Here is a 26026-nt window from a genome sequence, read left to right as displayed (position 1 = left end):
ATACCTAAAATAATTATTGCCATGCAATTTACTGCCACACAAATAGCCGGTCTGTTAAACGGACAAATTGAAGGAAACGCTGATGTTAGCGTAAGCAAATTATCAAAAATAGAAGATGGTATTCCTGGTTCCATTTCATTTCTCAGCAATCCGTTGTACACGCAATATTTGTATGGCACACAAGCTTCCATCGTTATCATTAATAAAGATTTTGTTTTAACGGCTCCGGTAACGGCCACTTTAATAAGAGTAGAAAAAGCAGAAGATGCCTTTTCCAAATTACTGGAGATGTACAATGAAGTAAAGCTGAATAAAAAAGGCATTTCCAAATTATCTTTTATTTCAGAGAGTGCTACCGTTGGTTCGGATATATACGCAGGTGAATTTGCCTTTGTAGGCGAAAATGCCATCATCGGTAACAATGTAAAAATTTACCCGCAGGTATACATCGGCGACAACGCCGTAATTGGTGATAACACCACGCTGTTTGCCGGCGTGAAAATTTATTCTGAAACTCAGATTGGTAAAAACTGTATTATCCATTCGGGCACCGTCATCGGTAGCGATGGCTTCAGGTTCAATCCAGAAAGTGATAATAAAAAAGTACCGCAAATAGGCAACGTTGTAATTGAAGATGATGTAGAAATTGGTGCCAACTGCGCTATCGACAGAGCCACTTTGGGTTCTACCATTTTACGTAAAGGAGTAAAATTTGATAACCTCATTCACATTGCCCACAATGTGGAGATTGGAGAGAATACTTACTTTGCTGCGCACGGTGTAGTAGCCGGCTCAACTAAAATTGGAAAGAATTGTATGTTCAGCGGGCAGGTTGGTATTGTTGGGCATCTGACTGTTGCAGACAATACCATTATCACTGCACAATCCGGCATTTCAAAAAGCATCACCAAAAAAGGTGAAGTCTTTATGGGTTCTCCGGCATTTGATGCCAACAAATACCGCAAATCATATATCCACTTCCGTAACCTGGATGCATTGGTACAACGGGTTGATAAACTTGAGAAGACACAAAAGGAAACTGAGATAAAGCAAGGATAATATTGGCCCTTTGCTTTTACTTCATAGCTTTTAAAAAGTATCGCTTATTTTCTAAATTGTTCCCGATCAATTTGCCGCTTTTACAGGCCGGGTGTTATCTGTCAATATACACAGCTGAATAAAACAAACCGGCAAGGTAAAACCTATGGATATCAAATTGAAAAGAAGGTGATCGGTAAAAGAATATTGAAGCTCTTATTAAAAAGCAATTTGCCTCATATATCAAGACATATTATTTAGTCTACAAAGCTGACAATAATAACCAGGAAGTCAAAGCTCAATAAAAACAACTTTACAAAAGCCGATAGCTCCTATCGGCGCTGCGACGCCAATACAGTACGATAAAGCGGCATATCCCGGACAGTAAAATACAAACGCCACTCAATTGAGTGGCGCTGTAATATCTACTTCCCCAAAAAGTAACTTATTAACTGCATCCCATACTGTTACCGCAGTTTAGACATTTGTAACAGGTACCGCTGCGGATGGTGATGTGGCCGCAGGTGTTGCAGGAGGGCGCATCGCTCTGCATACTCTTCATATAATTTTGTGTACCGTCATTGCCTGCAGCATACTGCGCTTTAACAGCAGCGGAATTAATGTTGCCTGCGGGCGAAGAAGAGGCGGCGGCGCCCATTACCCTTACCTCACTCAGTTCTGGCTTTCTTTCGCCAATGGTTGGCGTTGTTTCATCCCAGCTGCTATTGCCCAGGTTTTCGACTTCCGGTTTATCCAGCACATGCACCAGGTCTGTGCGGCCAAGGTATTCAAACGCCAGCGAGCGGAAGATGAAATCCATGATGGAGGTAGTGCTCTTGATGTTCGGGTGATCTACCATACCGGCAGGTTCAAAACGCGTAAATACAAATTTTTCTACAAACTCATCCAGCGGCACACCATATTGCAAACCGATAGAAATAGCAATAGCAAAACAGTTGAGCATACTACGTACTGTAGCGCCTTCTTTTGCCATATCGATAAATATTTCTCCTACGGTTCCGTCACCATATTCGCCTGTGCGCAGGAACAATGCCTGCCCGTTTATTTTTGCCTTTTGCGTAAAGCCCCTGCGCTTGGCCGGTAGTTTTTTACGCTCAACAATTTTTGCCAGCTTACTCTTCAACACTGTATCCGGACTGTTCTGCATGCGTTTGCTTACTTCATCCAGCAACTCGTCAACAGTTAGTTTACTCATGTCAACAATCTGGCTGTGATGGCTTGCGGTTGATTCAATATTGTTTTCCTCTCCAGTTAATGGTGTTTCAGTTTCGCCGGAAGTTTTTTTCTTTTTATCCGATTTGTTGCTGAGTGGTTGTGATAATTTAGAACCATCCCTGTAGAGCGCATTGGCTTTTAAACCAAGCTCCCAGCTCATGCGATAGCAGTCTGCAATTTCTTCTACCGTTGCTTCGTTGGGCAGGTTAATGGTTTTGCTGATAGCCCCGCTCAGAAAAGGTTGTGCCGCGGCCATCATCCGGATGTGGCCATGCGCATGTATAAAACGTTCGCCTTTTTGTCCGCATTTATTAGCACAATCAAACACCGCCAGGTGCTCTTCTTTTAAATAAGGTGCACCTTCAACAGTCATGGTGCCGCATACAAAAATATTGGCGGCTTCAATTTGTTCGTCCGTATATCCCAATGCCTCCAGCAGGCTCCATTCAAAATCAAAATACTGGTCAGCCGTAAAGCCCAACCGTTGTAAGGTGGCTTCTCCAAAAGTGTATACGTTAAACACAAAGCCAATTTCAAAAGCGCTGCCTAAAGACGCTTCTACTTTTGACAACTCTTCTTTTGTCAAACCTTTTGCCAGTAATGTTTGAGTATTGATGAAAGGCGCTCCTTCCAGGGTAGCGTGCCCTTTTGCATAATTTACTATTTCTTCCAGTTGCTTCTCAGTATACTTTAAATTACGCAGAGCAGCCGGTACGCTTTGATTGATGATCTTAAAATAACCGCCACCGCTTAATTTTTTAAATTTCACCAAAGCAAAATCTGGCTCTACGCCAGTGGTATCGCAATCCATCACCAAACCAATAGTTCCTGTTGGTGCAATTACGGTTGTTTGGGCATTGCGGTAACCATTTTTTTCTCCCAGCTGTACTGCTTCATCCCAGGCTTTAATGGCGGCAGTTAATAAATAATCAGGACAATATTTTGCGTTAATACCCTGTGGTTTTATTTCAATGCCTTCGTAGGCTTCCTGTGCGTCATACGCTGCGGCACGGTGGTTACGCATTACACGCAACATGTGTTTTCTATTTTCCTCATACCGGGCAAAGGCGCCTAAAAAGCCCGCCATCTCTGCGGATGTTGTATATGCAACGCCGGTCATGATCGCTGTGATAGCGCCTGCAATGCCCCTGGCTTCTTCACTGTCATAAGGAATACCGCTCACCATCAGCATACTGCCGAGGTTGGCATAGCCCAATCCCAATGTTCTGTAATCGTAACTTAGTTGCGCCACTTCCTTTGATGGAAACTGCGCCATTAAAACAGATATTTCCAGTACCACTGTCCACAACCTGCAAGTGTATTCAAAACCGGCCACATCAAAACTATTATCGCTTTCTTCAAAAAAACGACGCAAGTTTACGGAGGCTAAATTGCAAGCTGTGTTATCCAAAAACATATATTCACTGCATGGATTACTTGCTCTTATCGGGCCGCCTTCAGGGCAGGTGTGCCATTCGTTAATGGTTGTATCGTATTGTGTTCCAGGGTCAGCACATTTCCAGGCAGCATGGGTAATCTGACTCCACAAATCTGCCGCTTTTACTCTCTTCATTGTCCTGCCATCACTTCTTCCTTTCAATTCCCATTCCCCATTTTTATCCAGTGTTTTAAAAAAGGAATTGGGTATGCGAACAGAGTTATTACTGTTTTGCCCACTTACTGTTTTGTATGCCTCGCCTTCATAATCGCTTGGATATCCAGCGGCGATTAATGCAGCCACTTTATCTTCCTCTCCTACTTTCCAGTTTACAAAATTTTCAATTTCTGGATGGTCTAAATCCAAACAAACCATCTTGGCCGCACGACGGGTGGTGCCTCCGCTTTTGATGGCGCCTGCAGCACGGTCTCCAATTTTTAAAAAACTCATCAACCCGCTGGATGTGCCGCCACCACTCAATTTTTCACCTTCACCGCGAATGCTGCTGTAATTGGTTCCAACTCCGCTGCCGTATTTAAATATCCTTGCTTCTCTTACCCACAAATCCATGATGCCGCCTTCATTCACCAGGTCATCATCCACGCTTAAAATAAAGCAGGCATGTGGTTGCGGACGTTCGTAAGCAGAGGTTGATTTTTTCAATTTATCATCAACAGGGTCTACATAATAATGGCCCTGTGGTTTACCGGTAATGCCGTACACTTCATGCAGGCCGGTATTAAACCATTGCGGGCTGTTGGGCACGCAGGCCTGGTTCAATATGGAATAAACGAGTTCATCATAAAATATTTGTGCCGCATCATCTGTAGCAAAATAATTGTAGCGTTCGCCCCAAACACGCCAGCAATGCGCCATGCGGTGTGCCACCTGTTTAACAGTAGTTTCCCGGCCTACACTTCCATCTGCCTGTGGCACACCTGCTTTTCTGAAATATTTTTGTGCCAGGATATCTGTAGCAATCTGGCTCCACTGTTTTGGTACTTCCACATTATCCATCTGAAAGACAATTTCGCCTGAAGGATTTTTAATTACCGAAGTGCGGTAATCGTATTCAAACATATCGTATGGTGAAACTCCTTCTTTTGTAAACTGGCGACTGAAAGTGAGGCCGGGATTGCTTATATACTGTGCAGGCATGATAAAGAAACTTGTTGATGGGTTATTGAAATGTTAACGACGGATAACGAAAATATTTGTTGTAGCTGAACAAACAAAAGGGTAAATATCAACACCTGTGCACAAATAGGGTGGATAAATTTTTCTATTACAAGCGCACAGGATATTACAGGTCGTCGATATGATTTTCATCATATCGCTCCGGATATTTTTTTTACAATTCTGTTTAAAATACTATATCAGCTGCATCATATCAACTTGTATTTTATGATCTGGCAATTTTACATTAAGTAACAGAACCAATAAGTTTTCTTAACTGTTTTTTACAGTCAAAAACTTTTGCATAACTAACGCTGCCACAAAAATAAAACTGTCGTTATCTTTATTGCATGAGAGCATTAATACAAAGAGTAACTACAGCGGGAGTAACAATTGATGAAGAGCTGAAATCCAGTATTGGCAATGGTTTGCTGGTATTGCTGGGTATTGAAGATGCCGACACAGCAGATGACATCGTTTGGCTAAGCAATAAAATTGTAAACCTGCGCATTTTTGATGATGCAGATAAAGTGCCCAATTTATCGTTGAAAGAAACTGGTGGCGACATTTTGTTGGTGAGCCAGTTTACCTTACACGCCAATACCAAGAAAGGAAACCGTCCTTCGTATATCCGTGCCAGTAAGTCTGTTGTTGCAATACCTGTGTACGAAAAGATGATTCAACAATTGCAAAATGACCTGGAGAAGAAAATATTTACCGGCGTATTTGGTGCAGATATGAAAGTAGCACTTGTGAATGATGGACCGGTTACCATTTGGATTGATTCGAAGCAGAAGGAATAAACACCAATTCTATAAGCACGAATTTTGAGCACGAATTACACGAATTGAAATATAATTTTATGTCAGAGATTATTTTAAAAGAAGAATCTTACCAGCTAATTGGAACTTGTATGGAAGTGCATCCGGAACTTGGAATGGGTTTTAAAGAGATTGTTTATAAAGATGCGTTGGAATATGAATTTAAAACAAAAAACATTCCCTATTTCCGTGAAAAGCAATTTAAATCAGCTACAAAGAAATTATACTCCCACATCAATATAACGCTGATTTTGTAGTGTATGGTTCGATAATACTTGAAGTAAAAGCTTGTTCCTTAATAGTAAATGGATTTGTAAAACAAACAATCAATTATCTAAAAGCTTCGGGCTTACAATTAGGCATTATAGTCAATTTTGGTGAGCTCATTTGTATCAAAAAGAAAGTGGTATTTTAAAATGGCACTTTAATTCGTGTAATTAGTGCTTTGAAATTCGTGTTACTAAAAATAAAATTCGTGTTATGGAAATTAAAGAGGCGCAAACTAAAGTGGACCAATGGATAAAAACTGTTGGTGTTCGTTATTTTACTGAATTAACCAATCTGGGTATTTTAATGGAAGAAGTTGGTGAATTATCAAGATTAATGGTTCGGAAATATGGCGAACAGTCTTTTAAAGAATCTGATAAAGGGAAAGATTTGGGTGATGAAATGGCGGATGTATTGTGGGTGTTGATTTGCCTGGCCAATCAAACCGGTGTTGACCTAACTGATGCTTTAGAGAAAAATTTTGAAAAGAAAAATTTGAGGGATGGAGAACGACATAAGGAAAATGAAAAGCTGAAATAATTATCCGGTCGGCACCGAAGATCAGACCGGATAACTGTTACGGCAAAACGCGGTCTGACCTTCGGTACCGACCACTGCTATCTGGTTATCACATCCTCCTGGTGAAAGACTGCGGCAATTTATTGAAGACAATGATGCTATGTATAAAGCCCTGCTTCAAGTAAAAGAACTGGTGAAAAAACAATCCGTATCCAAATAATATTTTCAACGCATTTTTTGAGGGGTTTATTTTTTACTTTTGCAGGATTATGGCAAACGAATCGAACAATTTTGCGGAGCTGATTGCTCACTGTAAAGAATATGGATATATTTTTCAATCTTCAGAAATTTATGATGGTCTTGCGGCGGTGTACGACTATGGACAAAACGGTGCCCAGTTAAAAAAGAATATCCGCGATTACTGGTGGAAGAGTATGACGCAACTGCACGATAATATCGTAGGCATTGACGCCGCTATTTTTATGCATCCCACAACATGGAAGGCAAGCGGTCACGTGGACAATTTCAGCGACCCGATGATTGACAATAAAGACAGCAATAAAAGATACCGGGTTGATCATTTAATTGAAGCCCATGCAGAAGCGCTGGCACTGGAAGGAAAAAAGGAAGAAGAATTTGCGCTGTTGAAGAACATGGATGCATTAATAGCGGCCAGCGATTATGCCGGCCTTAAGCAACTGATTGTTGATAATAACATAAAATGCGCTATCAGCAAAACTTGTAACTGGACAGACGTTCGTGAATTCAACCTCATGTTCAGTACCCAAATAGGCAGTGTGGCAGAAGAAAGTGACACCATCTATTTGCGCCCCGAAACAGCACAAGGCATTTTTGTGAATTTTTTAAACGTGCAAAAAACCGGCCGCATGAAAATACCTTTTGGTATTGCGCAAACCGGTAAGGCGTTTAGAAATGAAATAGTAGCAAGGCAGTTTATTTTCCGCATGCGGGAATTTGAGCAAATGGAAATGCAGTTCTTCGTTCGCCCCGGCACGCAGATGGAATGGTATAATTTCTGGAAAGAAGAAAGAAAAAAATGGCATGAAAGCCTTGGTATACCAGCAGAAAAATTACGCTACCACGATCATATAAAACTGGCGCACTATGCAGATGCCGCCCTGGATATTGAATTTGAGTTTCCTTTTGGCTGGAAAGAACTGGAAGGTATCCATTCAAGGACCGATTTTGATTTAACGCAGCATCAAACGTTCAGCAAAAAGAAAATCCAGTACTTCGATAATGAGTTAAAAGAAGACGGAAAGCCTTATGGCAACTACATTCCATACGTAGTAGAAACTTCCGTTGGATTAGATCGCCTCTTCCTGACCGTGATGAGCCTGGCTTATGCAAATGAAAAATGGACGAAGGAAGACGGTACAGAAGACAGTCGGGTTGTGTTGCGCATTCCGGCTAAAATCGCCCCTACCAAACTGGCGATTTTGCCGTTGTTAAAAAAAGATGGTCTGCCTGAAATTGCCAAACAATTGATGGATGATTGTAAAGGCAGCTTTATGTGTTTTTATGAAGAGAAAGATGCCATCGGTAAACGATACCGCCGCATGGATGCAATTGGTACGCCATTCTGTGTAACAATTGATCATCAAACCAAGGATGATAATACTGTTACGATCCGTTACAGGAATACCATGGCGCAGGAAAGAATTGCATTGGCAGATGTGAAGCACCTGATATTGGGCAAAATAAACTAATTGAAAAGATAAATAAACGAGGGACTGCAAGCAGTTCCTTTTCTTTTAATTAAACACCTCTTTCATAGTACGGCACTTCATCATGGCTTACCGTTTCCTTCTGTTGCCAGTAAGCCTGCGTTACTACATGCCCGTCTGGTGTATGTAACAACCTGCCGAATATAGCATTGACAGGATTAAAAGTATAATCAGTTACACCCACTGTAAATGTCTCCGGTGCAGGAGGTGGTGGCAGCGGTGCAGGTTCGGCTCCTTCTGCGACTTTTACAACGGGTGCCGGCGCAGCTTTTGGTGGTGGTGATGGAACTGCCACTACAGTAAAATGATTGTATTCCAGTAATTTTTTTAAAAACTGAACTCTTTCAGGTGAAACGTTTTTTTCCACGATGCCGCATTTTACACCGTCCAGTTCCTCAAACTCATGATTTTTATTAATCGCCATAATTTGTTTATTACATTGTTAGTGATGTAATGTAATCGTATACCCAGCTTAATAATCCAGTAAGTATAATACCTGCCCCGCAAATAAGCATACCCAGTTTGACAGAAGGCAGTAAAATAATTTTTTCAATTGGCTGATCATTTTTATCCATAAACACTGCCCTGATGATCCGTAAATAATAATACAATGAAACAATCAGGTTTAACGCGGCCACGGTTATAAAGAAATAATTGCCTTTGGATGCGCCGGCTGTGATCAAAAATAATTTACCAAAAAATCCGGCCGTTGGCGGAATACCCGCCAGGGAGAATAATGCCAGTGCCAGTACCCAGCTTATGAAGGGGTTGGTTTGATACAGGCCTTTTAAATCATCAATGCGCTCTTTACCCGTTTGCTGTGAAATAGCACCTGCTACACCAAACGCAGCCAGGTTAGAGAAAATATAAATCAGGATAAAGTATACAACCGAAGCGGTTCCCTGCGATGAATTGCTGCTAAGGCCAACCAATATAAAACCTACCTGGGCAATAGATGAAAATGCAAGAAAGCGTTTGATGTTTTGTTGCCGCAATGCAAACAGGTTGCCGAAAATCATTGTAATAACCGATAACAGCATCACCATGTTGTACCAAATTTCCTGCATGGGTGCAAACACTTTATACAATGTGGTAAGCAATATAAATGCAATAGAACCTTTGGATATCACGGATAAAAAAGAGGTGACTGCAACAGGCGAACCTTCGTATACGTCGGCCGTCCATAAATGAAAGGGCACGATAGATAATTTAAATGCAAAGGCCGTGAATAAAAATACAAAGGCTAATATTTGCAATGGACTTCCATCCAGTAAAGCAGGTATTTCAGCAAAATTAATTGTACCGGTAGCGCCATAAATTAAAGAAATACCAAACAGTAAAATGCCCGAAGAAAAAGCGGATGATAAAATCATTTTCATGGCGGCTTCAGAAGATAATTTTTTCTCCAGGTCGAAGTTGGCCATGGCTGCAACCGGAATGGTAGAGAGCTCCAGTGCTAAAAAAAACATGAGTAAACTTCCGCTGGAAATCATAAAGAACATGCCTAAAACCGCCGATAACATCAGCATAAAAAATTCAGGCATGTGTTCGCTTTTCTTAAGCCAGTCTGCAAACAATAAAGAAATAAGATAGATGCCGATACTCAAGATACTTTTCTGGAAAGCCATTAATAGATTCGTCGTAAACAGGCCGCCAAATAATGTCCCCTCCTGGTTGAAAATAAAACTGGCTACCACATTTACCAGCAATAAAACCTGCACCAGGGGCAACATTCGTTCGTTTGTCATATCTGTTCCCACCTTAATAAATAACAGCAGGAAAATGATGCAGCAAAGCACCAGTTCAGATTTCATCAATATCAAAAATTCGTTTAACATACAGTTTAAATGTGTGCTCCCATTTTCAGTTAAAATAATAAGAGCATTAATTAAGATGACTCAGTCGTTCTACATACCGGCAGTAACAGCAGCGAGTTTTTTCATTATTATTTCTGTTGCCGGACTAACCAGGTCGTTGAGCCAAAACGGCGCAATACCAATTGCAACAATGCCTGCGATTAAAATGATTGCAGCGGCTTTTTCATTCCAGGTTGCATCCGTTAAATTTTCATAACCCGCTTTTAGAGGCCCCATAGCTGTTTGCCCAACGGCCCTTAAAATATAAACCGCCGTTACAACAATACTCATACAGGCGGCAATGGTAGCAATACGGTGAAATGCATCTGTATTTTGCCAGGAACCCATAAAAATGGTCATCTCTGCAACAAATCCACTTAGCCCCGGCAAACCCAGCGAACACAATCCAACTATGAATAAGACAGTCGTAATAAAAGGCATTACTTTCAACAAGCCGCCCATTTCATTTACCTGTCTTGTATGTGTGCGTTCGTAAATCATGCCTATAACAGCAAAGAAGAGGGCTGTCATTAAACCATGCGATACCATTTGCATTACCGCACCAGTCATAGCTGTTTTAGTTAACATACCGATACCGAGTAAAACAAAACCGCAGTGACTTACTGAAGAATAAGCGTTGATATATTTCAAGTCTTTCTGCATCATCGTAGCGAAGGCTCCATACAAAATAGCGATGGCAGACAACACAATAATTATGTTGGCATATTCCTTCGCACCGTCAGGCATAATGTAGGTAGCTACCCGCAAACAGCCGTAGCCACCGAGTTTCATGGATATACCCGCCAGGAACATAGACCCTGCGGTGGGCGCCGATGAGTGACCATCCGGTACCCAGGTATGGAATGGAAACAATGCTGTAAACACACCAAAGCCAACAAATAACAACGGGAAACAAATGTGCTGAACTGACGCTGGAATATTCAATTGAGACAAAGTCATCAGGTCGAATGTTTTTGTGGGGCTGCCGAAATACGTGCCCAGCAAACCCACCAACACCAATGCTGAACCGCCCATTAACATCAGCGCCAGTTTATTGGCTGCATATTCTTTTTTACCGCTGCCCCAGATACCGATGAGTAAATATTTTGGTATCACCGCTATTTCAAGAAAGAAGAAAAGTATGAAGAGATCGAGCGACATAAAAAATCCATATGCACCAAGGCTCAACAAGATGAGTAAAAAGTAAAATTCCTTTGTCATCTTTTCCACGTTCCACGAAACCAGCACACCGGCAATTACAACAAAGGATGTAAGCAAAATCATTGCAACGGAAATGCCATCTACTCCCAAATGAAAACTAATATGCCATGCCGGAAACCAATTGTACTGCAACTCAAATAACATCTGGGCTTCATTGCCTGCAGCCCTTTCGCTGCGAAAGGCAAACAACAATGCAAACGCCAAAACAAATTGTGCAGCAGCACCTGCCAATGCCGCCCATTTAACCTGTGTTGCATTGCGCATCAGCAGTATTACAACTGCGGTGAGCAAAGGCAATAATATTAGTACTGGTAAATTCATGTATTCGTTTTCGAATTATCTTATTAAGTCTGGCCCTTTATCTTATTTAAGAAGCTTTATTCAGTTTCAAAGCAATATAAAATTTATCATTTCCAGATATAAATAAACAGCACTGCCAAACCTATTACACCTGCTAAAAAGTAAATGGCGTATTGCTGTACTTTACCCGACTGAAATCCTTTTATTTTATCAGAAATAGTTAGCGTCGTATTGCCCGTCATATTTACCAACCCATTCACCACATTTTTATCAAACCAGGCCGCAGGTCTGCCCACTAAATTGAACAGTACTTTTTTTGTTATAAAGAGGTATACTTCATCAATATAAAATTTATGATAAGCAGCTTTATATAATCCCCCCCATGAGCTGGCAATGGCAGCAGGTTTATTATTTTCGCTTTTATATAACCACATGGCTGTAAAAATGCCTGTTAAGCCAACTGCTACCGGGGCTATTGAAAACTGCCAGTGAAATTCAATTTCCAATGGTTTGCCATCAGCAGTTATAAAATTCCCAAAAGGTATAAAGCCCGCCGTTGCAGCGCCAACTGCAAGCAGTACCAGTGGCAGCATCATCACAAAGCCACCTTCCCCATGGTGTTCACCATGCACAATCGCTCCCTTGTTCCAGAAAATATTGAAGTATAACCGGAACATGTAAAATGCAGTAAGACCTGATGTAAACAACGCGACGTAATAAACCATTTTGTTATGTTGCCAGGCTGCCAGCAGTATCTCTTCCTTACTGAAAAACCCTGCGAACGGAGGAACCCCTGAAATTGCCAGGCATGCAACCAAAAAAGCAATATGCGTAATGGGTAAATATTTTCTAAGTCCGCCCATATCCTTCATATCGTTGCTGTGAATAAAATGTATAACGGAACCAGCACCCAGAAATAATAAAGCTTTAAATATGGCGTGCGTAAAAAGATGAAACATGGAAGCTGTATAACCTGCACCAAGATTTGTGTAATCCAGACTGCCTTCTACCAAATTACTTCCTGATACACCCAATGCAAACATCATAAAACCTATCTGCGACATCGTAGAATAGGCAAGTACCCTTTTGATATCTGTTTGTGTGCAGGCGATTATTGCGGCAAACAGTGCGGAGAAAATGCCCACTAAAGTAACCAGGTGCATGGCACCGGCAGACATACTGAAAACAGGAAACATTCTTGCTACCAAATAAACACCTGCAACTACCATGGTGGCAGCATGTATCAATGCAGATACCGGCGTAGGACCTTCCATAGCATCGGGCAACCAGATATGTAATGGAAACATGGCACTCTTGCCAGCGCCGCCAATAAAAATCAATATCGCACCCCAGGTTAGCGCAGATGCACCCAAAAACATGGAAGAGTAAGCAGTATGCAACTCATGATTGCCATCTATTGTGAGTCTTTCAATCAGCGTATTAAAATCCAGCGTTTCGGCATGAAAGGATAAAATTAATATGCCAATTAAAAACCCAAGATCGGCAAACCGTGTAACGATAAAAGCTTTTTTACATGCGGCAACTGCTGAAGGTTTATTGTAATAATATCCAATCAGTAAAAATGATGAAACGCCTACCAGCTCCCAGAAAATATACATCTGGAAAAGATTGGAAGCCATTATCAAACCAAGCATAGAAAAAGTAAACAAGCCAAGAAATGCATAATAAGTTGCAAACCTTTCTTCACCTTTCATGTAACCTAAGCTATAGATGTGCACCATCAGTGAAATAAACGTAACCACTACCAGCATCATCACTGAAATTGGATCCAGCAAGATGCCTAAATCTATTGAAAGGCCAGGTGAAAACTGGAGCCAGGTATATTGAACTGCAATAAATTTTTGGTAAACACCATTCACTTTTCCATAATCGAAAAAATATCCATATGCAGTGTAGAGAGATAGGGCTGCAGACACAAGCAATAAGGTTGTAGCGATAATGCCCGATGCGCTTTTGATATGTTTTCTGCCAAAAATTCCGAGCAATAAAAAACCAGCAAATGGCAGTAACGGAATCAGTAACAGGGCCAGTGCTGAACCTTTTCCTGCAGGCAGTATCTGCAGCAATGGCATTTGTAAAAAATCATTCATAATATAGTAGTCGTTCGTTGGTTTTAAAATAACGAATCTTTAAAATTTCATTTCTTCAGCATTCTCTACATCAATGGAGTGATGGCTTCTGTATAAATTGATAATGATGGCTATCGCCACCGCCGCCTCTGCCGCAGCAATGGCAATTACAAAAATGGCAAAGAATAAACCGTCCATTTTGTTGGGCCATACATATTTATTGAAAGCAATAAAGTTCAGGTTTACACTGTTCAGCACCAGTTCAATGCTCATCAGCATAGTAACCAGGTTTCTTCTTGTAAAAAATCCAAACACACCAATAAAAAACAAGGCTGCGCTAATAACTAAAATATGGTTTAATCCGGGTTCCATCATGATGTTGCAGGTTTAGAACGTAAAGCAATTACAATACAACCAATCAATGCCGCCAGCAGTAACATACTCACAACTTCAAAAGGCAAGGCAAATCCATCCTCTGCAACGCCCAGCATACGATCGCCTATGTTAGCTACTATTGGCAGAACCGGCTGCCCGGTAGTAGGTTTAAATGAATGCTGAAATAATTGCAGCATGGTTAGTGCAAAGCCGCAAAACACGGCCAGTGCTGAAAAAATTTGTCTTCCTATTTTTTGTTTGGGTAATAACTCCCCGGCTTGCTGTGTCAAAAAAATGGAGAAGATGATCAGCACCGTTATGCCACCCACATATACCACTATCTGAACGGCTGCAATAAAATCATACTGCATCCAGAAATATAAACCTGCGATACCTATTAAAGAAAAAAGTAAAAAAATGGCTGCTCTGAAAATCTGCCGTGTGGTAACCGCCAGCACACCACTCACTAAAGTAAGTGCCGCCAGCATGTAAAATATAATTGTTGATCCGCTCATTTAAGGATTATTATGTCAAGTTTTTAATACCAGGTTTTTATACCTGGTAATATTATGGATGCCATTTTTTTGCCGGCATTGCTTCTCAATTTTGCATTGTTGTGTCACTCACTCGTACAACATACCATTTCTGATCCGTTCCCACATTATTATTCAAAACTCCTGTTATTCCGCTACGACTAACCCTGCGCAAATTCCAGGAACGTTGAATTTTTATAATGCCCGGAGGTAGCCAGTAAGGGCTATCACTCAACACCTTCCCTTATTTTCGATCCCGGCTTATTTAAAATCTTTGTCAGGTCTGCCCGGTTATATACACTGTGTTCAAATGTTTGCGCCATTTTTATTGCATCTGTTGGGCAGGCTACAATACATAAATTACACATGGTACATAGCTCAAGATGATATACAAATTTGTCAATGGCCTTTTTCTTTTTGCCTTCGGGACTTACATCAAATTTGGTAATGATTTTAATAGTAGCGTTCGGACAAGCCAGTTCACAAGCGGTGCAACCAGTACAGGCGTGCTCATTATTTTCATCATGCGTCATTACTACTTCCCCCTTGAACCTTTCAGGAAAAACAAGCGTAGCTCTGTTATCAGGATATTGCTCTGTAATGATTTCTTTATGATGCGTAAAATAATACATGGTTCGCCTAAGCCCTACCAGCAACGACTTTACGCCGTTGAAGACATCTTTGATATATTGAACAAGCCCTCCGCCAGAAGAAGGCGACGAAGAATTATTTTTACTATTTGAATTCTTATCCATTATTTAACATGTCTTTTTTTAAAAAATTAGCAGGGACGTTCAGCCCTTCCACTTTTAAAACTGCTGCATTTCTATTCTCCCCGTCGCGGCGGAGAGGTATAAGGGCCGGGGCTGCTAAAAATACCACCCCAAAATAGCCATTACGGTTACCAGTAAAATATTAAACATACTGATCGGCAATAAATATTTCCACTCAAGATTCAGCAACTGGTCAATCCGCAATCTTGGAAAAGTCCACCTGAACCACATAATTAAAAATATCAGGAAAAATGTTTTTCCGAAGAACCATAAACTGGATGGAATATAATCCATCACATGATTAAATCCTTCCCAGTGCCCGATATGAAACGGCATCCATCCGCCAAGGAATAGCGTTGCGCCAATAGCACAAACAATAAATACATTGATATATTCTGCTAAGAAAAACAAAGCGAATTTCATCCCTGAATATTCTGTATGGAAACCAGCAGTCAATTCAGACTCGGCTTCGGCAAGATCAAAGGGCGCCCTGTTTGTTTCTGCCGTTACGGCAATGATAAAAATCACGAAGGATATAATCACCGGGATATGTCCTTTAAAAATCCACCAGCCATCAGACTGCGATAAAATAATTTCGTTCAGATTCAAACTACCCGATAATATCACTACTGTAAGAATGGAGAGCCCTGCTGATAGTTCATAACTTACAATCTGTGCACCGCTGCGCATAGCGCCCATCAACGAATATTTATTGTTGCTAGCCCAGCCTGCCATTAAAATGCTGATGACCATTAAGGACGAAACCGCAGAAATATATAATACACCAATGTTAAGATCCCATAGTTGAAAGTCTTTTGCAAAAGCGATTGGCGCCATCAAAAGCATTGCCACCATCATTGCGATAAAAGGCGCCAGGTTAAACAAAAATTTATCTGCACCATCTGGCGTCATACCTTCTTTAACCAGCAGCTTCAACGTGTCTGCCAGTGATTGTAACATACCCCCGGGGCCAACCCTGTTGGGTCCAAGGCGAATCTGTATCCATGCAGCTACCCTTCTTTCCATCAGTACCAAAACCAGTCCCAATGCGGCAAACAGGCCGATAACACACACACCGGCAATTACCATCTCAATTACCATGGTCCAGGTAGCATTAAAGGTAGCCCTTAACCAGCTATCAATCAATTGCGATATTTTTGAAAAGCTCAGCATAAACGCCTCCCAAAGCCTCCCCAACCCCTAAGGGGGGATTCAAGAAGCGAATTTTGATTTGATATTTTATTCATACTTAGAGATTCTTTTATTATTCTATTCGACATTGGATCCTATTCAGCAACTATAGTCGCCATTCTCCGCATTTTGTTCTGCCCCATGGGGGAGTCAGAGGCGGTCGCTTCTATCTGTCAATGTCTGGTATCACTAAATCCAGCGTTCCCATCATGGCTACCAAATCTCCTAACTTACTACCCCTGGCCATGTGATCCAGCGCAGAGAGATTGGAAAATCCCGGCGAGCGAAATTTAATACGGTAAGGCGTTGTGCCACCTTCACTCACTATGTACACACCAAACTGTCCTCTGGCTGTTTCTACTTTTTGCAAAAATTCTCCTTTCGGTAACTTCAATACAGCTTTTGTTTTGGCCTGAAAATCCCCTTCAGGAATGTTATCAATTAATTGCTCAATAATTTTTATTGACTGATTCATTTCTCTTATCCGCACCATATACCTTGCGAATGAGTCACCCCCGGTTTCCAATATTTCATCAAACTGCAACTGGTTGTATATTTCGTAGGGGTATGTTTTCCTGGTATCGCAACTAACACCGCTGCCTCTTGCCGGAGGTCCGCTTACACCAAATGAAACAGCATCTTCCGGCGACAGGTAGCCTACACCTTTCATCCTGTTTTGAAAAATAATATTACCAGTTACCAACTCATCATATTCGCTGATTTTTGATTTGTATAATTTAATAAAATCTTTTACTCTTTGTTGAAAATTGGGATGAATATCCTGCATCACACCACCAGGCACCATGTAATTCATTGTAAGCCTTGCACCACAGGTTTCTTCCATAATATCATTGATGGTTTCTCTTTCGCGAAAAGCATGAAAAAACGGTGTAAATGCTCCAAGATCCATCGCCATGGCACCCCACCACAATTCGTGGGATGCAATTCTTGTAAGTTCATCCATCAGCACGCGTATTACCTGCGCACGTGCGGGCACTTCTACCTGTAACCCATTTTCTACACAAAGTGCGCAGGCGTGGTTGTTGATGTGAGAAGATAAATAATCCATGCGGCTGGTAACGTATATGAATTGCCGGTAAGTAAGGCTTTCGCACATTTTCTCGATAGACCGATGGATATAGCCAAGGTGTGGTTCTACCTTTATAATGGTTTCACCATTGATGGTAATCACCAGGTGCAGCACGCCATGTGTAGCGGGGTGTTGTGGTCCCACGTTGATGATGATATTACCGTCTGCTGTTCTGCCAATTTCTTCAACCATACCCCTATCCCCTAAAGGGGAACTATTGTTTTTATTATTAAAAAATAGATTTTAATATTTTAATATCCTGATATTTTAAAACTTTTGCCTTCCTCCCTGTTAAGGGCATGGGGGTTACAATTTTATCATATTGACCGGGTCTTCAAAATTCTTTAACAATGGCCTTTTGTTCTCCCATCCATCCGGTAAAATCAACAACCTTAAATCAGGATGATTGATGAAATTTACACCGAACATTTCATACACTTCCCGTTCATGAAAATTAGCTGTTTGCCATATATCACTCACAGTTGCTATTGACGGATCAGCAGCATCCAGTTTTGATTTTATTACAATGTTGTGGCGAAATTGTACAGATTCGAGATGGTACACCATGGTAAGATGTGTCTTCCAGTCAATACAGGTGAGGCAGAAAAGAAAATTAAAAAACAAGGCTTTGTCATTTCTTAATTGTGCGGCAAGTGAGTGCCATGCAGCGGGCTTCACGATGATGGTAAGCCATTGGCCTCCTTCCTCAAAACTAACTGCAGGCGACAGTTGTAAAATTTTCTCTTTTAATGCTTCGTTGGTCATAATTATCTTTCGGACAATGGACGTGTCATATAATTCAAAGCAGGTTCAATTAATTCATCAGCCTGCTTTTATTTGTTCTCGTGTTAAACCACTTTTTATTTTTTCCTGTAAGCTAATCAGCGCATGCAACAATGCTTCCGGCCTCGGCGGGCAACCGGCAACATATACATCCACCGGGATAATATGGTCTGCACCCTTTACTACTGAATACGTATTGTAAAAGAAAGGCCCTCCGCTGATTGCACAAGCGCCCATCGCAATTACATACTTAGGATCCCCCATCTGATCGTATAGTCTTTTCAAAACAGGCGCCATTTTATTTACAATAGTACCGGCGATGATAATTACATCGGCTTGTCTTGGCGAGGCCCTGGCCACTTCGAAACCAAATCTTGAAAAATCATATTTTGCTGCTGCAACGGACATCATCTCTATACCGCAGCAACTGGTGGCAAAAGTAAGCGGCCACAAAGAGTTAGACCTGGCCCAGTTAATCACATCATCCAGCTTACTCAACACAATACCGCCTCCAGGCGTTTCGTGTATTTGGCCTGGAAAAGTGCCCCCCCCAACTCCCAGGGTGGAATTTGAAGAAGATCCTGAATTATTTGAAGTTTCACTCATTTACCAAGTGTTCATTTTTCGTTATCAAAATTTGAAATGCGGTTCAAATTATTATACTGTGCATTTCATTCCTCCACCTTGGGAGAGTCTGCGGGGGTTGCCCTACATCCATTTCAGCGCACCCTTTTTATGGGCATATAAAAAACCCATAAACAAAATAAAAAAGAAGACAATGATTTCTACAAGTGCCATCCAGCCTACCTTTTTTGCTACTACAGCCCATGGAAACAAGAATACCAGTTCTACATCAAATATCAAAAAGATCAGGGCAAATAAATAGTATCCTACATTCAATTGTGTCCATGTTTTTCCCTGTGTTGGAATACCGCATTCGTATGGCTGGCCCTTTTGTTTATTAGTGGTAGCCTTTGTTACAATTTTAGCAATTAAAATGGCAATAGAGGAAAATGTTAACGCTGCAAGAATCAAAACAATCATCGAAGATGCTCCCATAAAAACAATTATTTTACCAACATTTTAGAACTACAAGGTAGGAAAAAATACCAATACAGGTACCGCGGCAATCATAGGCACAAATGATATCTGTCATGCTCAAAGGCAACCGTTTTCACAATAAAGTTATGGGTAAAATACTATCCATAAATTTCGTAATGAATTTCTTTTTTGTCGTAACCCATATCCGCAATTCTTTTTCTTGCATCATCAATCATACCTTTCCAGCCGCATAAATAAAATTCGGCAGGCCTTCGGTCTGCACACAGCGACTCATACACTGGATGCACGTACCCCATTTGTCCATCCCATTCCTCTCTTGACAAAGTGGGTAAGTAGGTAAACCCTTTTAATTCCTGTTCCAGTTGTTTCATCTCATCATAATACAACAGGCTGGATTTTGTTCTGCAGCCAAATATGAGGCAGATGTTTTTATGTTCTACTGCATTGCGCTTTATATACTGCAACATACTCCTGAAAGGTGCAATGCCCGTTCCGGTACAAATAAAAACAAGATCTTTATCAATGGGTTCTTTCAGGGTAAATACGCCCTGCGGGCCGCGAAATTTTAATTCAGAACCTACGGTTACTTCATTAAAAAGATAGGGAGTGCCTGTGCCATTTTTATCAAGCACAATAATCAGCTCAAAAACATTTGACCCATCTGGACTGGAAGCGATGGAATAACTTCGCCAGCGCTTGTTTGGTTTTTCATGTATGGGTAAATCAAGTGTAACAAACTGGCCCGGTTTAAAATTGAGTGTTGTCAGTTCAGGTACCTGTATAAAAAAACTTCTTGTATCGTTGGTTTGTTGTTGAATTTGTATCACCTTGCCGGTGCGCCATGGTTCTAAAGACATTGTGCGATTGTTTACAGAAAGGTACAAAGAATAGTGGTAGACCAGGATACAAAAAGTGATTATTTCCCAATTTAAAAAATGGAATCTCTTAAAAATTTACACTCATTCCGACAGTGCAACGATTTACTGTACCAGCATTTTTTGAATACTTAAGCCGTTTACCGACACCACTCTCAACATGTAAATCCCTTTTGCAATTCCTTTCAAACTAATTGTATTGAAGCTTCCCTGCAAAGCAAAACTTTTTACTAATTTACCGGCACCATCGTACAATGCAGCGCCGCTGCAATTGGCACTTGCAGAGATAAATACTGTTTGCCCTGTAACGGGATTGGGATAAACCAGCACATCATCTGCATTATTACTGAAATCAATTTTTCTGATTGCAGAATACAAATAAGTTCCATCACGTTGCAATATTTTTAGCCGGTAGTAATTGATTCCATGCAAAGGAGTTGAATCGGTAAAATTATAATTGCCAGTGTTATTTCCATTAACAAGCCTGGAAGCAATGCTGGTAAAATTTCTGCTGTCGGCACTTCTTTCTAATGCGTAATCAGCAACATTTACTTCATGTTCAGCTTTCCAGCTTAATAAGGCATTACCCGCTTGTTTCTCTGCATCGAAATAAACCAGGTTTACAAATAATGGTTGTGTATTACTGCCATTGCCGTTATTGAACCAAATTTCGCTAAAACTATTTACGTCAAACTCTGCATAGTAGCCATTTCCGTGGGGTATTATCGTTGTGTTTGCCGGCGTGATGTACTGTGTAAAACCGTTGTTATCATCCTGCAGAGTGCCATTTTCTTCTGCCAGCAATCCACTGTATTTAGTTACACCCAATTCATACGCATCCCCGGGTTTGGTGCAAACCGCACAACCGGAAGCATCTATCAATGAATCTGCTTCTGCATCCGTAAAATACAGTCGTACCCCAACGTTACCTGTTGGTGGGTTGGATGGATGAATAACATAATTTCTATCCAGGTAATACTGATCGCCTGTATTCCTTATATGGCCTGTATTGTTGGGATAAACAGTGATGTCAACCTTGCCCAGGTTTTGCCCGTTGGGATTTATTTCCGCCATGATATGCAAAGGCCCTGTTGATTGATTGCCGTCGCTAAATGGGATCCAGCTATTTCCCGCAATAGCAGGCACGCTGATAGTTGTGATGGGTACAGCTGCAGCAACAAGGCTTTTTTCATGTATACTGATATCATCAATACCTACACCTTCCATAGTAACTCCGCCATCGCTGCTCAGCACAAACCTGAAGCGTATATTCGTTCCTGTTACAGGAAGAGTTACACTGGCAACATGCCATCTAGCCCTGGATAAGCTCCAGTTGTTAAGTATATTGTCATACCAGTTGGTGCCACTTAAAGTATCACCTAATTTTTTCCACACAATACCATCCGTTGAATACTCTACCCAGGTATAATCATAATCCTGTTCTACCTGAAAAATATGACTGAACGATAATACAGGTTGCTTTAAAGCGCTTAAATCAAAGCAGGGAGAATACAAGAAAGAGGTTTCGTTGTTATTGTAATTACCCGTTAAATTGGTAACCCACGCTTTGGTACCGTTGGGTGCTTTGTTGATCAGCGTTTTTGCGGGTGTACCCCATTGCCAGCTTGTATTGGTTCCCTTTGTAAAAAAATTGCCATCACTGTTTTCAAAACTTTGCAAATAAGGGTAATTGCTGACAACAGGTGAATTGTGAAAACTATAGTTTAATATACTATCATTGGCAGAGTAACTGTCTCCCGTATAATGTATCCAGGCGTTGATATTGTAATCTATGTATGCAGACAAGTCTGCAGTTTTTGTAAATGTATAATCCAGGCTTTGGTTTGCTGCAATCACGGGAATAATTTCGGTTATCACTGCTCCACCGTTTACCTGGTAGCTGACACTTACATTATCCAGGCTGGTATTGTTAAAGTTTTTTATTGTAACATTTACTGCACTGGCAGCAGAAAGACCACATCCAGCTTTGCCAGGTGAATTGATTTTCTTTAATTCAAGATCATTAAAAACCTGGTTCAGTGTAAGATCATCAAAAGTATATCCATCATCTATATCGATTACGGGTGTTGGGTCATTGGAAGATGTATTTCCTTCCTCCCCTATTTTTATCTGGAAGGTTTCAGCGATATTTTGTGCAGGTACTGCTGTATGAAGGACTTCATTGATATTAACCTGGCCGTGTGCCCATTTACCCAAACCGGCCTGGTTAAGGACCAAATCGTAGGCAGGTAGCCACACATCATTTTCACTGCCCCTTATCCATATTTTATTGTTGGCACTGCCTGCCTGGCCATGGTTAAAATAATAAAAATCAAAGCGGAGCTGATCAGTTTTATAGTTAACGAGGTTATAATTTAAAGTGAGCGAATCAACATTATTGATTTCAGTGTAGGGGGATTGATCCAATGTTAAACTGCGAACACCTGAGCGGGCAAAGCCTGTGTTAACAAAGGTCCTGGCTCTTCCATTGGAACTTGCCGCACTAAAATCAATGTATTTATTATTTCCTATACCTTGTTCTGCTTTTATAAAATCCGCATTGGCCATCGTTTCAAATCCTTCTTTAACCGGCATGGCAGCAATTGGATCGTTGTTGATTGATTTTACCGTTTTATAGGCAGTATCATTCAGGTGATTGCTATCTGCAGGGAGTGTAATCCAGGCCTTAAAATCATACCGGTAGCCAGTAGGAATAACAGGATAAGAACCGGTAAATGCATAGGTGTAAGAACCTCCTGCAGCAATTGTTGTATTGGCACTTTCTGTAACAATGGTTCCGCCATAATTAAACGAAACATTAAAAGGTCCGGTTACCGGAACTGCTCCTAAGTTTTTAATCAGTATTGTAACCGGCGCTGTTGCATTGCCGGAGTTGGCAAAAAATTGCCTGGCTGTATTAGGCGTTAAAATGCTATCTACCTTAACGTCGTTATTAAAAGTACTTAGCGTACATGCGCCAGCGTCAGGCACCACTTTAACTGATACGGAACGCCTGCCGGAAAAGTTGCCATTTTTTGCGGCAACGCCCAGCCATGCCGCACTATTTTTATCCAGACCTTTTAACAGAAAAGAAGTAGTGGCAGTGTTACCGATCACCTTCATACTATCACCGCTTAACTGAAATATATCGTAGGTTGTTGCCCCGCCAATAGCTGTCCAGTTTAACAGCGCAGCACCTTCACAAACATTGGTTACATTAGTAACGGGCTGTCCCAAAATACCAAAACCAAAACTGCTTTGTCCGCTGAGTGCAGTCCCATTTCTGGTCACCCTTACAAGGCCATTGTTTGTAACGGCGGTTGGAACAGTCCATGCATACAGTCTGCTGTTGGCTGCAACATTATTATTAATCAGCGTCCAGCTGGCGCCATTGTTATCAGAATATTCTAGTGTAAATGTATTGCTTTCGTTACCGTACGCCAGCCAGCGTATGTTATCAATATCACCGGGAATGAGCTTTTCGCCACCGGCAGGGTATTGCACCTTTACTTCATCGGGCATTAATTCATAACTAACAACATATTCCTGCGGGCCGAATGGAACGGCATAACCGTTAACATTGATAGTGTAGTTGCCCGCAACAGGATTTTCAATTACTACCTGCTCAATGTTATTTACATGATCGGCACCTTCAGTAGCTGGATTGTTTACTGCTGCCGGAGCGGGATTTAAAATTAATGGATAATGCAATAACGCTGCTGGCGTACCAACCGTAATATCTAAATCGTTTACAAGTGAGGTCGCCGCATTTACGGCAGCTGCTGTATCTGCCCAATATAACATCACTTTTAACCTACGCGTATTGGCGGGCACTGAAATGATTTGACTGACACTTCCTCCATTGGTGATTTTATTGATACTATAACGATTTTGTTCCAATGCATCTACGGCTTTTGCAGCCTCCAGCATCCCAAAACCAAATGAATAGTCTGGCCCCGGGTTACCTAAATCTTCTGCTGTATTACAAACCAGTGTTTTCATTAAAGCAGCAGAAGGGTTGCTGCCGCTATGCAGCTGACGATATCTTTCAACCAATAACGCAAGGGCACCGGTTACAGACGGAGCCGACATGCTGGTGCCGTAATCTGCGCCATAATTGTTACCAGGTTTAGTGGAAACTACCGCCCATCCGTTGGCAGTAATTTCGGGTTTGATGCGGCCATCATTTACCGGGCCCCGGCTGCTGAAACTTGCAATACTATAATCTCTTGCATTCATCGCACCTACTGTCAATACATTTTTGGCAGACTGCCAGCCCGACTTAACAGTGCCAAAAGATGCAGGAAAAACACCACAGCTCAAAGCGCCGTCATTGCCGGCTGCCGCTATATGCAGCAGATCCTTGTAGCGTCCCATTTGCTCATCAATATAATTACTTAACACATCATAGCTTCCCTCTCCCGGGCAATTATCCTCCACGGAATGATAGGAATTATTGGTTAGTACCATATTGTTATCTGCAACATATACAGGCGCACTTGTAATAATATCACTAAAAAATTGATCGATGATAGTGGCTTTAGATGCCATACCCCTGTACCTGGCGTTCATTAAACCAGCCCCGGCTGCTGTACCGCTCACATGCGTTCCATGATCCCCAGGTATCCATGGCGTTCGGGAAATCAGTCTTCCTGAAAAATCAATATGAGTAGCAATATCTGCATTATCTCCAATACCTATTGTAACACCTCTTCCGTTCAGATTTTTTCCATTTAATTCGTTCAGGCTCTCTACTCCGTGCACAGCCCGGCTATTGGAATTGAGCGGCTTATCACTTATTGTCTGTAAAGTAATACTGCTTACAAAAGGCATTGCCGCAATTGCATTAATCAGTTGCTTATTGGCTTGTATAAAAATAGTATTTACAGAAATAATTTTTGAAGGAGCCAGTAAAGCTCCCGCTTTTAGCAATTCAACTGTTATTGTTGCCCTATCTACACCCGGAAAATAGGTTACTGCAAAAAGCGGATTCGCTTTCTTATTACCAGATGGGATGTAATTATACAATTGGCGGCTTATTTTAAAAACAGCCGGTACTGCATTGATGGATACTATGCCCCATTGAGATGCCTTGCCAACATCAAACTTATTTTTCATTATCGCCAGGTAAGCATTGCCAGGTAAGTATTCCTGCAATTGAATACCTGCTTTTACCAGGTCTTCCCTCACCTCCAGGGCAGGCAAATTATCAAACTGAACAAGTACAAAATAATTGTCGCCAACAAGGGCGCCGCGGATGTTTTCCTTTTTAAACTGTTGTTTTTTTATGTTACTGCCGGTAACAAAATTACCATTGGCAAAGCGAACGACCTTTTCCTGCTGCGCATACAGCGACAATGAAAAAAAGGAACTTAACAAACAAAATAGTACAAGGCAACATTTTTTCATCAGGAACATTTCTATTTTTTTACCTCGGCTGGTCTGCAATTTTAATTAACAAGCTGGCTTTTTTTGCAATTGTTTTTATGATGTAAGCAACGTTGCGTTTATCAGCTCAACATCTTAATATAAATATATGTTGAGCTGGTAATGTATTTTGTTAACGGTTTTGCTAAAGATGTATTGCAGCAACCTAATTTTTGGCGTATAATTTTTTCAAACCATATCTTTGCA

General features: G+C 41.2%; 19 protein-coding genes and 1 pseudogene. 5 read left to right on the top strand and 15 right to left on the bottom strand.

The window, feature by feature from the left end:
• Positions 1-21: 21 nt before the first annotated feature.
• Positions 22-1059 (top strand): UDP-3-O-(3-hydroxymyristoyl)glucosamine N-acyltransferase, encoded by a 1038-nt coding sequence (gene lpxD / locus JWR61_RS00435; protein WP_301925923.1) that lies wholly within the window; start codon positions 22-24, stop codon positions 1057-1059.
• Between the two features lie 427 nt (positions 1060-1486).
• Here lpxD and JWR61_RS00430 read toward each other — a convergent pair whose 3' ends face one another.
• On the bottom strand, positions 1487-4870 hold the full coding sequence (locus JWR61_RS00430) for a vitamin B12-dependent ribonucleotide reductase (RefSeq protein ID WP_301925922.1): 3384 nt from the start codon (positions 4868-4870) through the stop codon (positions 1487-1489).
• 368 nt (positions 4871-5238) lie between these two features.
• On the opposite strand from JWR61_RS00430, the gene dtd reads away from it, so the two are divergent.
• The 4 genes and pseudogenes from dtd (at position 5239) to JWR61_RS00410 (ending at position 8225) form a co-directional block, all read left to right on the top strand.
• Positions 5239-5691, top strand: coding sequence for a D-aminoacyl-tRNA deacylase (dtd, locus tag JWR61_RS00425; protein ID WP_301925921.1), 453 nt, complete (start codon positions 5239-5241; stop codon positions 5689-5691).
• A 59-nt stretch (positions 5692-5750) separates the two neighbouring features.
• A pseudogene (locus tag JWR61_RS00420) lies at positions 5751-6124 on the top strand (GxxExxY protein).
• 65 nt (positions 6125-6189) lie between these two features.
• Entirely contained in the window at positions 6190-6516 is a 327-nt protein-coding gene (locus tag JWR61_RS00415) for a nucleotide pyrophosphohydrolase (RefSeq protein ID WP_301925920.1), read from the top strand.
• Between the two features lie 248 nt (positions 6517-6764).
• A complete protein-coding gene (locus tag JWR61_RS00410) occupies positions 6765-8225 on the top strand; it encodes a glycine--tRNA ligase (protein WP_301925919.1) in 1461 nt (486 codons plus the stop codon).
• Positions 8226-8274: 49 nt separating this feature from the next.
• On the opposite strand, the gene JWR61_RS00405 is transcribed toward JWR61_RS00410, so the two are convergent.
• The 14 genes from JWR61_RS00405 to JWR61_RS00340 all read right to left on the bottom strand — a co-directional run bounded on the left by JWR61_RS00405 (position 8275) and on the right by JWR61_RS00340 (position 25801).
• A complete protein-coding gene (locus JWR61_RS00405) occupies positions 8275-8667 on the bottom strand; it encodes a hypothetical protein (protein ID WP_301925918.1) in 393 nt (130 codons plus the stop codon).
• A 10-nt stretch (positions 8668-8677) separates the two neighbouring features.
• On the bottom strand, positions 8678-10081 hold the full coding sequence (locus JWR61_RS00400; protein ID WP_301925917.1) for an NADH-quinone oxidoreductase subunit N: 1404 nt from the start codon (positions 10079-10081) through the stop codon (positions 8678-8680).
• A gap of 69 nt (positions 10082-10150) precedes the next feature.
• Positions 10151-11641, bottom strand: a complete 1491-nt coding sequence (locus JWR61_RS00395) for a NuoM family protein (RefSeq protein ID WP_301925916.1) — start codon at positions 11639-11641, stop codon at positions 10151-10153.
• Between the two features lie 86 nt (positions 11642-11727).
• Entirely contained in the window at positions 11728-13731 is a 2004-nt protein-coding gene (nuoL, locus tag JWR61_RS00390) for an NADH-quinone oxidoreductase subunit L (RefSeq protein WP_301925915.1), read from the bottom strand.
• Positions 13732-13770: 39 nt separating this feature from the next.
• Positions 13771-14082 carry an NADH-quinone oxidoreductase subunit NuoK gene (gene nuoK / locus JWR61_RS00385; RefSeq protein WP_367881783.1) on the bottom strand — a complete coding sequence of 104 codons (312 nt, stop codon included), beginning with the start codon at positions 14080-14082 and terminating at the stop codon, positions 13771-13773.
• Positions 14082-14600 carry an NADH-quinone oxidoreductase subunit J gene (locus JWR61_RS00380; protein WP_301925913.1) on the bottom strand — a complete coding sequence of 173 codons (519 nt, stop codon included), beginning with the start codon at positions 14598-14600 and terminating at the stop codon, positions 14082-14084. Before JWR61_RS00380 ends, nuoK begins: the two co-directional genes overlap by 1 nt.
• 245 nt (positions 14601-14845) lie before the next feature.
• On the bottom strand, positions 14846-15373 hold the full coding sequence (locus tag JWR61_RS00375) for a 4Fe-4S binding protein (protein WP_301925912.1): 528 nt from the start codon (positions 15371-15373) through the stop codon (positions 14846-14848).
• Between the two features lie 114 nt (positions 15374-15487).
• Positions 15488-16537 (bottom strand): NADH-quinone oxidoreductase subunit NuoH, encoded by a 1050-nt coding sequence (nuoH, locus tag JWR61_RS00370; RefSeq protein WP_301925911.1) that lies wholly within the window; start codon positions 16535-16537, stop codon positions 15488-15490.
• 211 nt (positions 16538-16748) lie between these two features.
• The gene (locus tag JWR61_RS00365) at positions 16749-17864 is read right to left on the bottom strand and encodes an NADH-quinone oxidoreductase subunit D (RefSeq protein ID WP_301925910.1); all 1116 of its coding nucleotides are present in this window, start codon (positions 17862-17864) and stop codon (positions 16749-16751) included.
• Between the two features lie 114 nt (positions 17865-17978).
• Positions 17979-18437, bottom strand: coding sequence for an NADH-quinone oxidoreductase subunit C (locus tag JWR61_RS00360; protein ID WP_301925909.1), 459 nt, complete (start codon positions 18435-18437; stop codon positions 17979-17981).
• A gap of 57 nt (positions 18438-18494) precedes the next feature.
• A complete protein-coding gene (locus tag JWR61_RS00355) occupies positions 18495-19061 on the bottom strand; it encodes an NADH-quinone oxidoreductase subunit B (RefSeq protein WP_367881781.1) in 567 nt (188 codons plus the stop codon).
• Between the two features lie 102 nt (positions 19062-19163).
• Positions 19164-19514, bottom strand: coding sequence for an NADH-quinone oxidoreductase subunit A (locus JWR61_RS00350; RefSeq protein WP_290339968.1), 351 nt, complete (start codon positions 19512-19514; stop codon positions 19164-19166).
• A 140-nt stretch (positions 19515-19654) separates the two neighbouring features.
• A complete protein-coding gene (locus JWR61_RS00345; protein ID WP_301925908.1) occupies positions 19655-20374 on the bottom strand; it encodes a ferredoxin--NADP reductase in 720 nt (239 codons plus the stop codon).
• Between the two features lie 123 nt (positions 20375-20497).
• Positions 20498-25801 carry a S8 family serine peptidase gene (locus JWR61_RS00340; RefSeq protein ID WP_301925907.1) on the bottom strand — a complete coding sequence of 1768 codons (5304 nt, stop codon included), beginning with the start codon at positions 25799-25801 and terminating at the stop codon, positions 20498-20500.
• Positions 25802-26026: the final 225 nt, after the last annotated feature.

The organism is Ferruginibacter sp. (assembly GCF_028288465.1).
In the GTDB taxonomy this organism is placed as follows: Bacteria; Bacteroidota; Bacteroidia; order Chitinophagales; family Chitinophagaceae; genus Ferruginibacter.
This window is presented reverse-complemented; position numbering and strand designations above follow the sequence as displayed.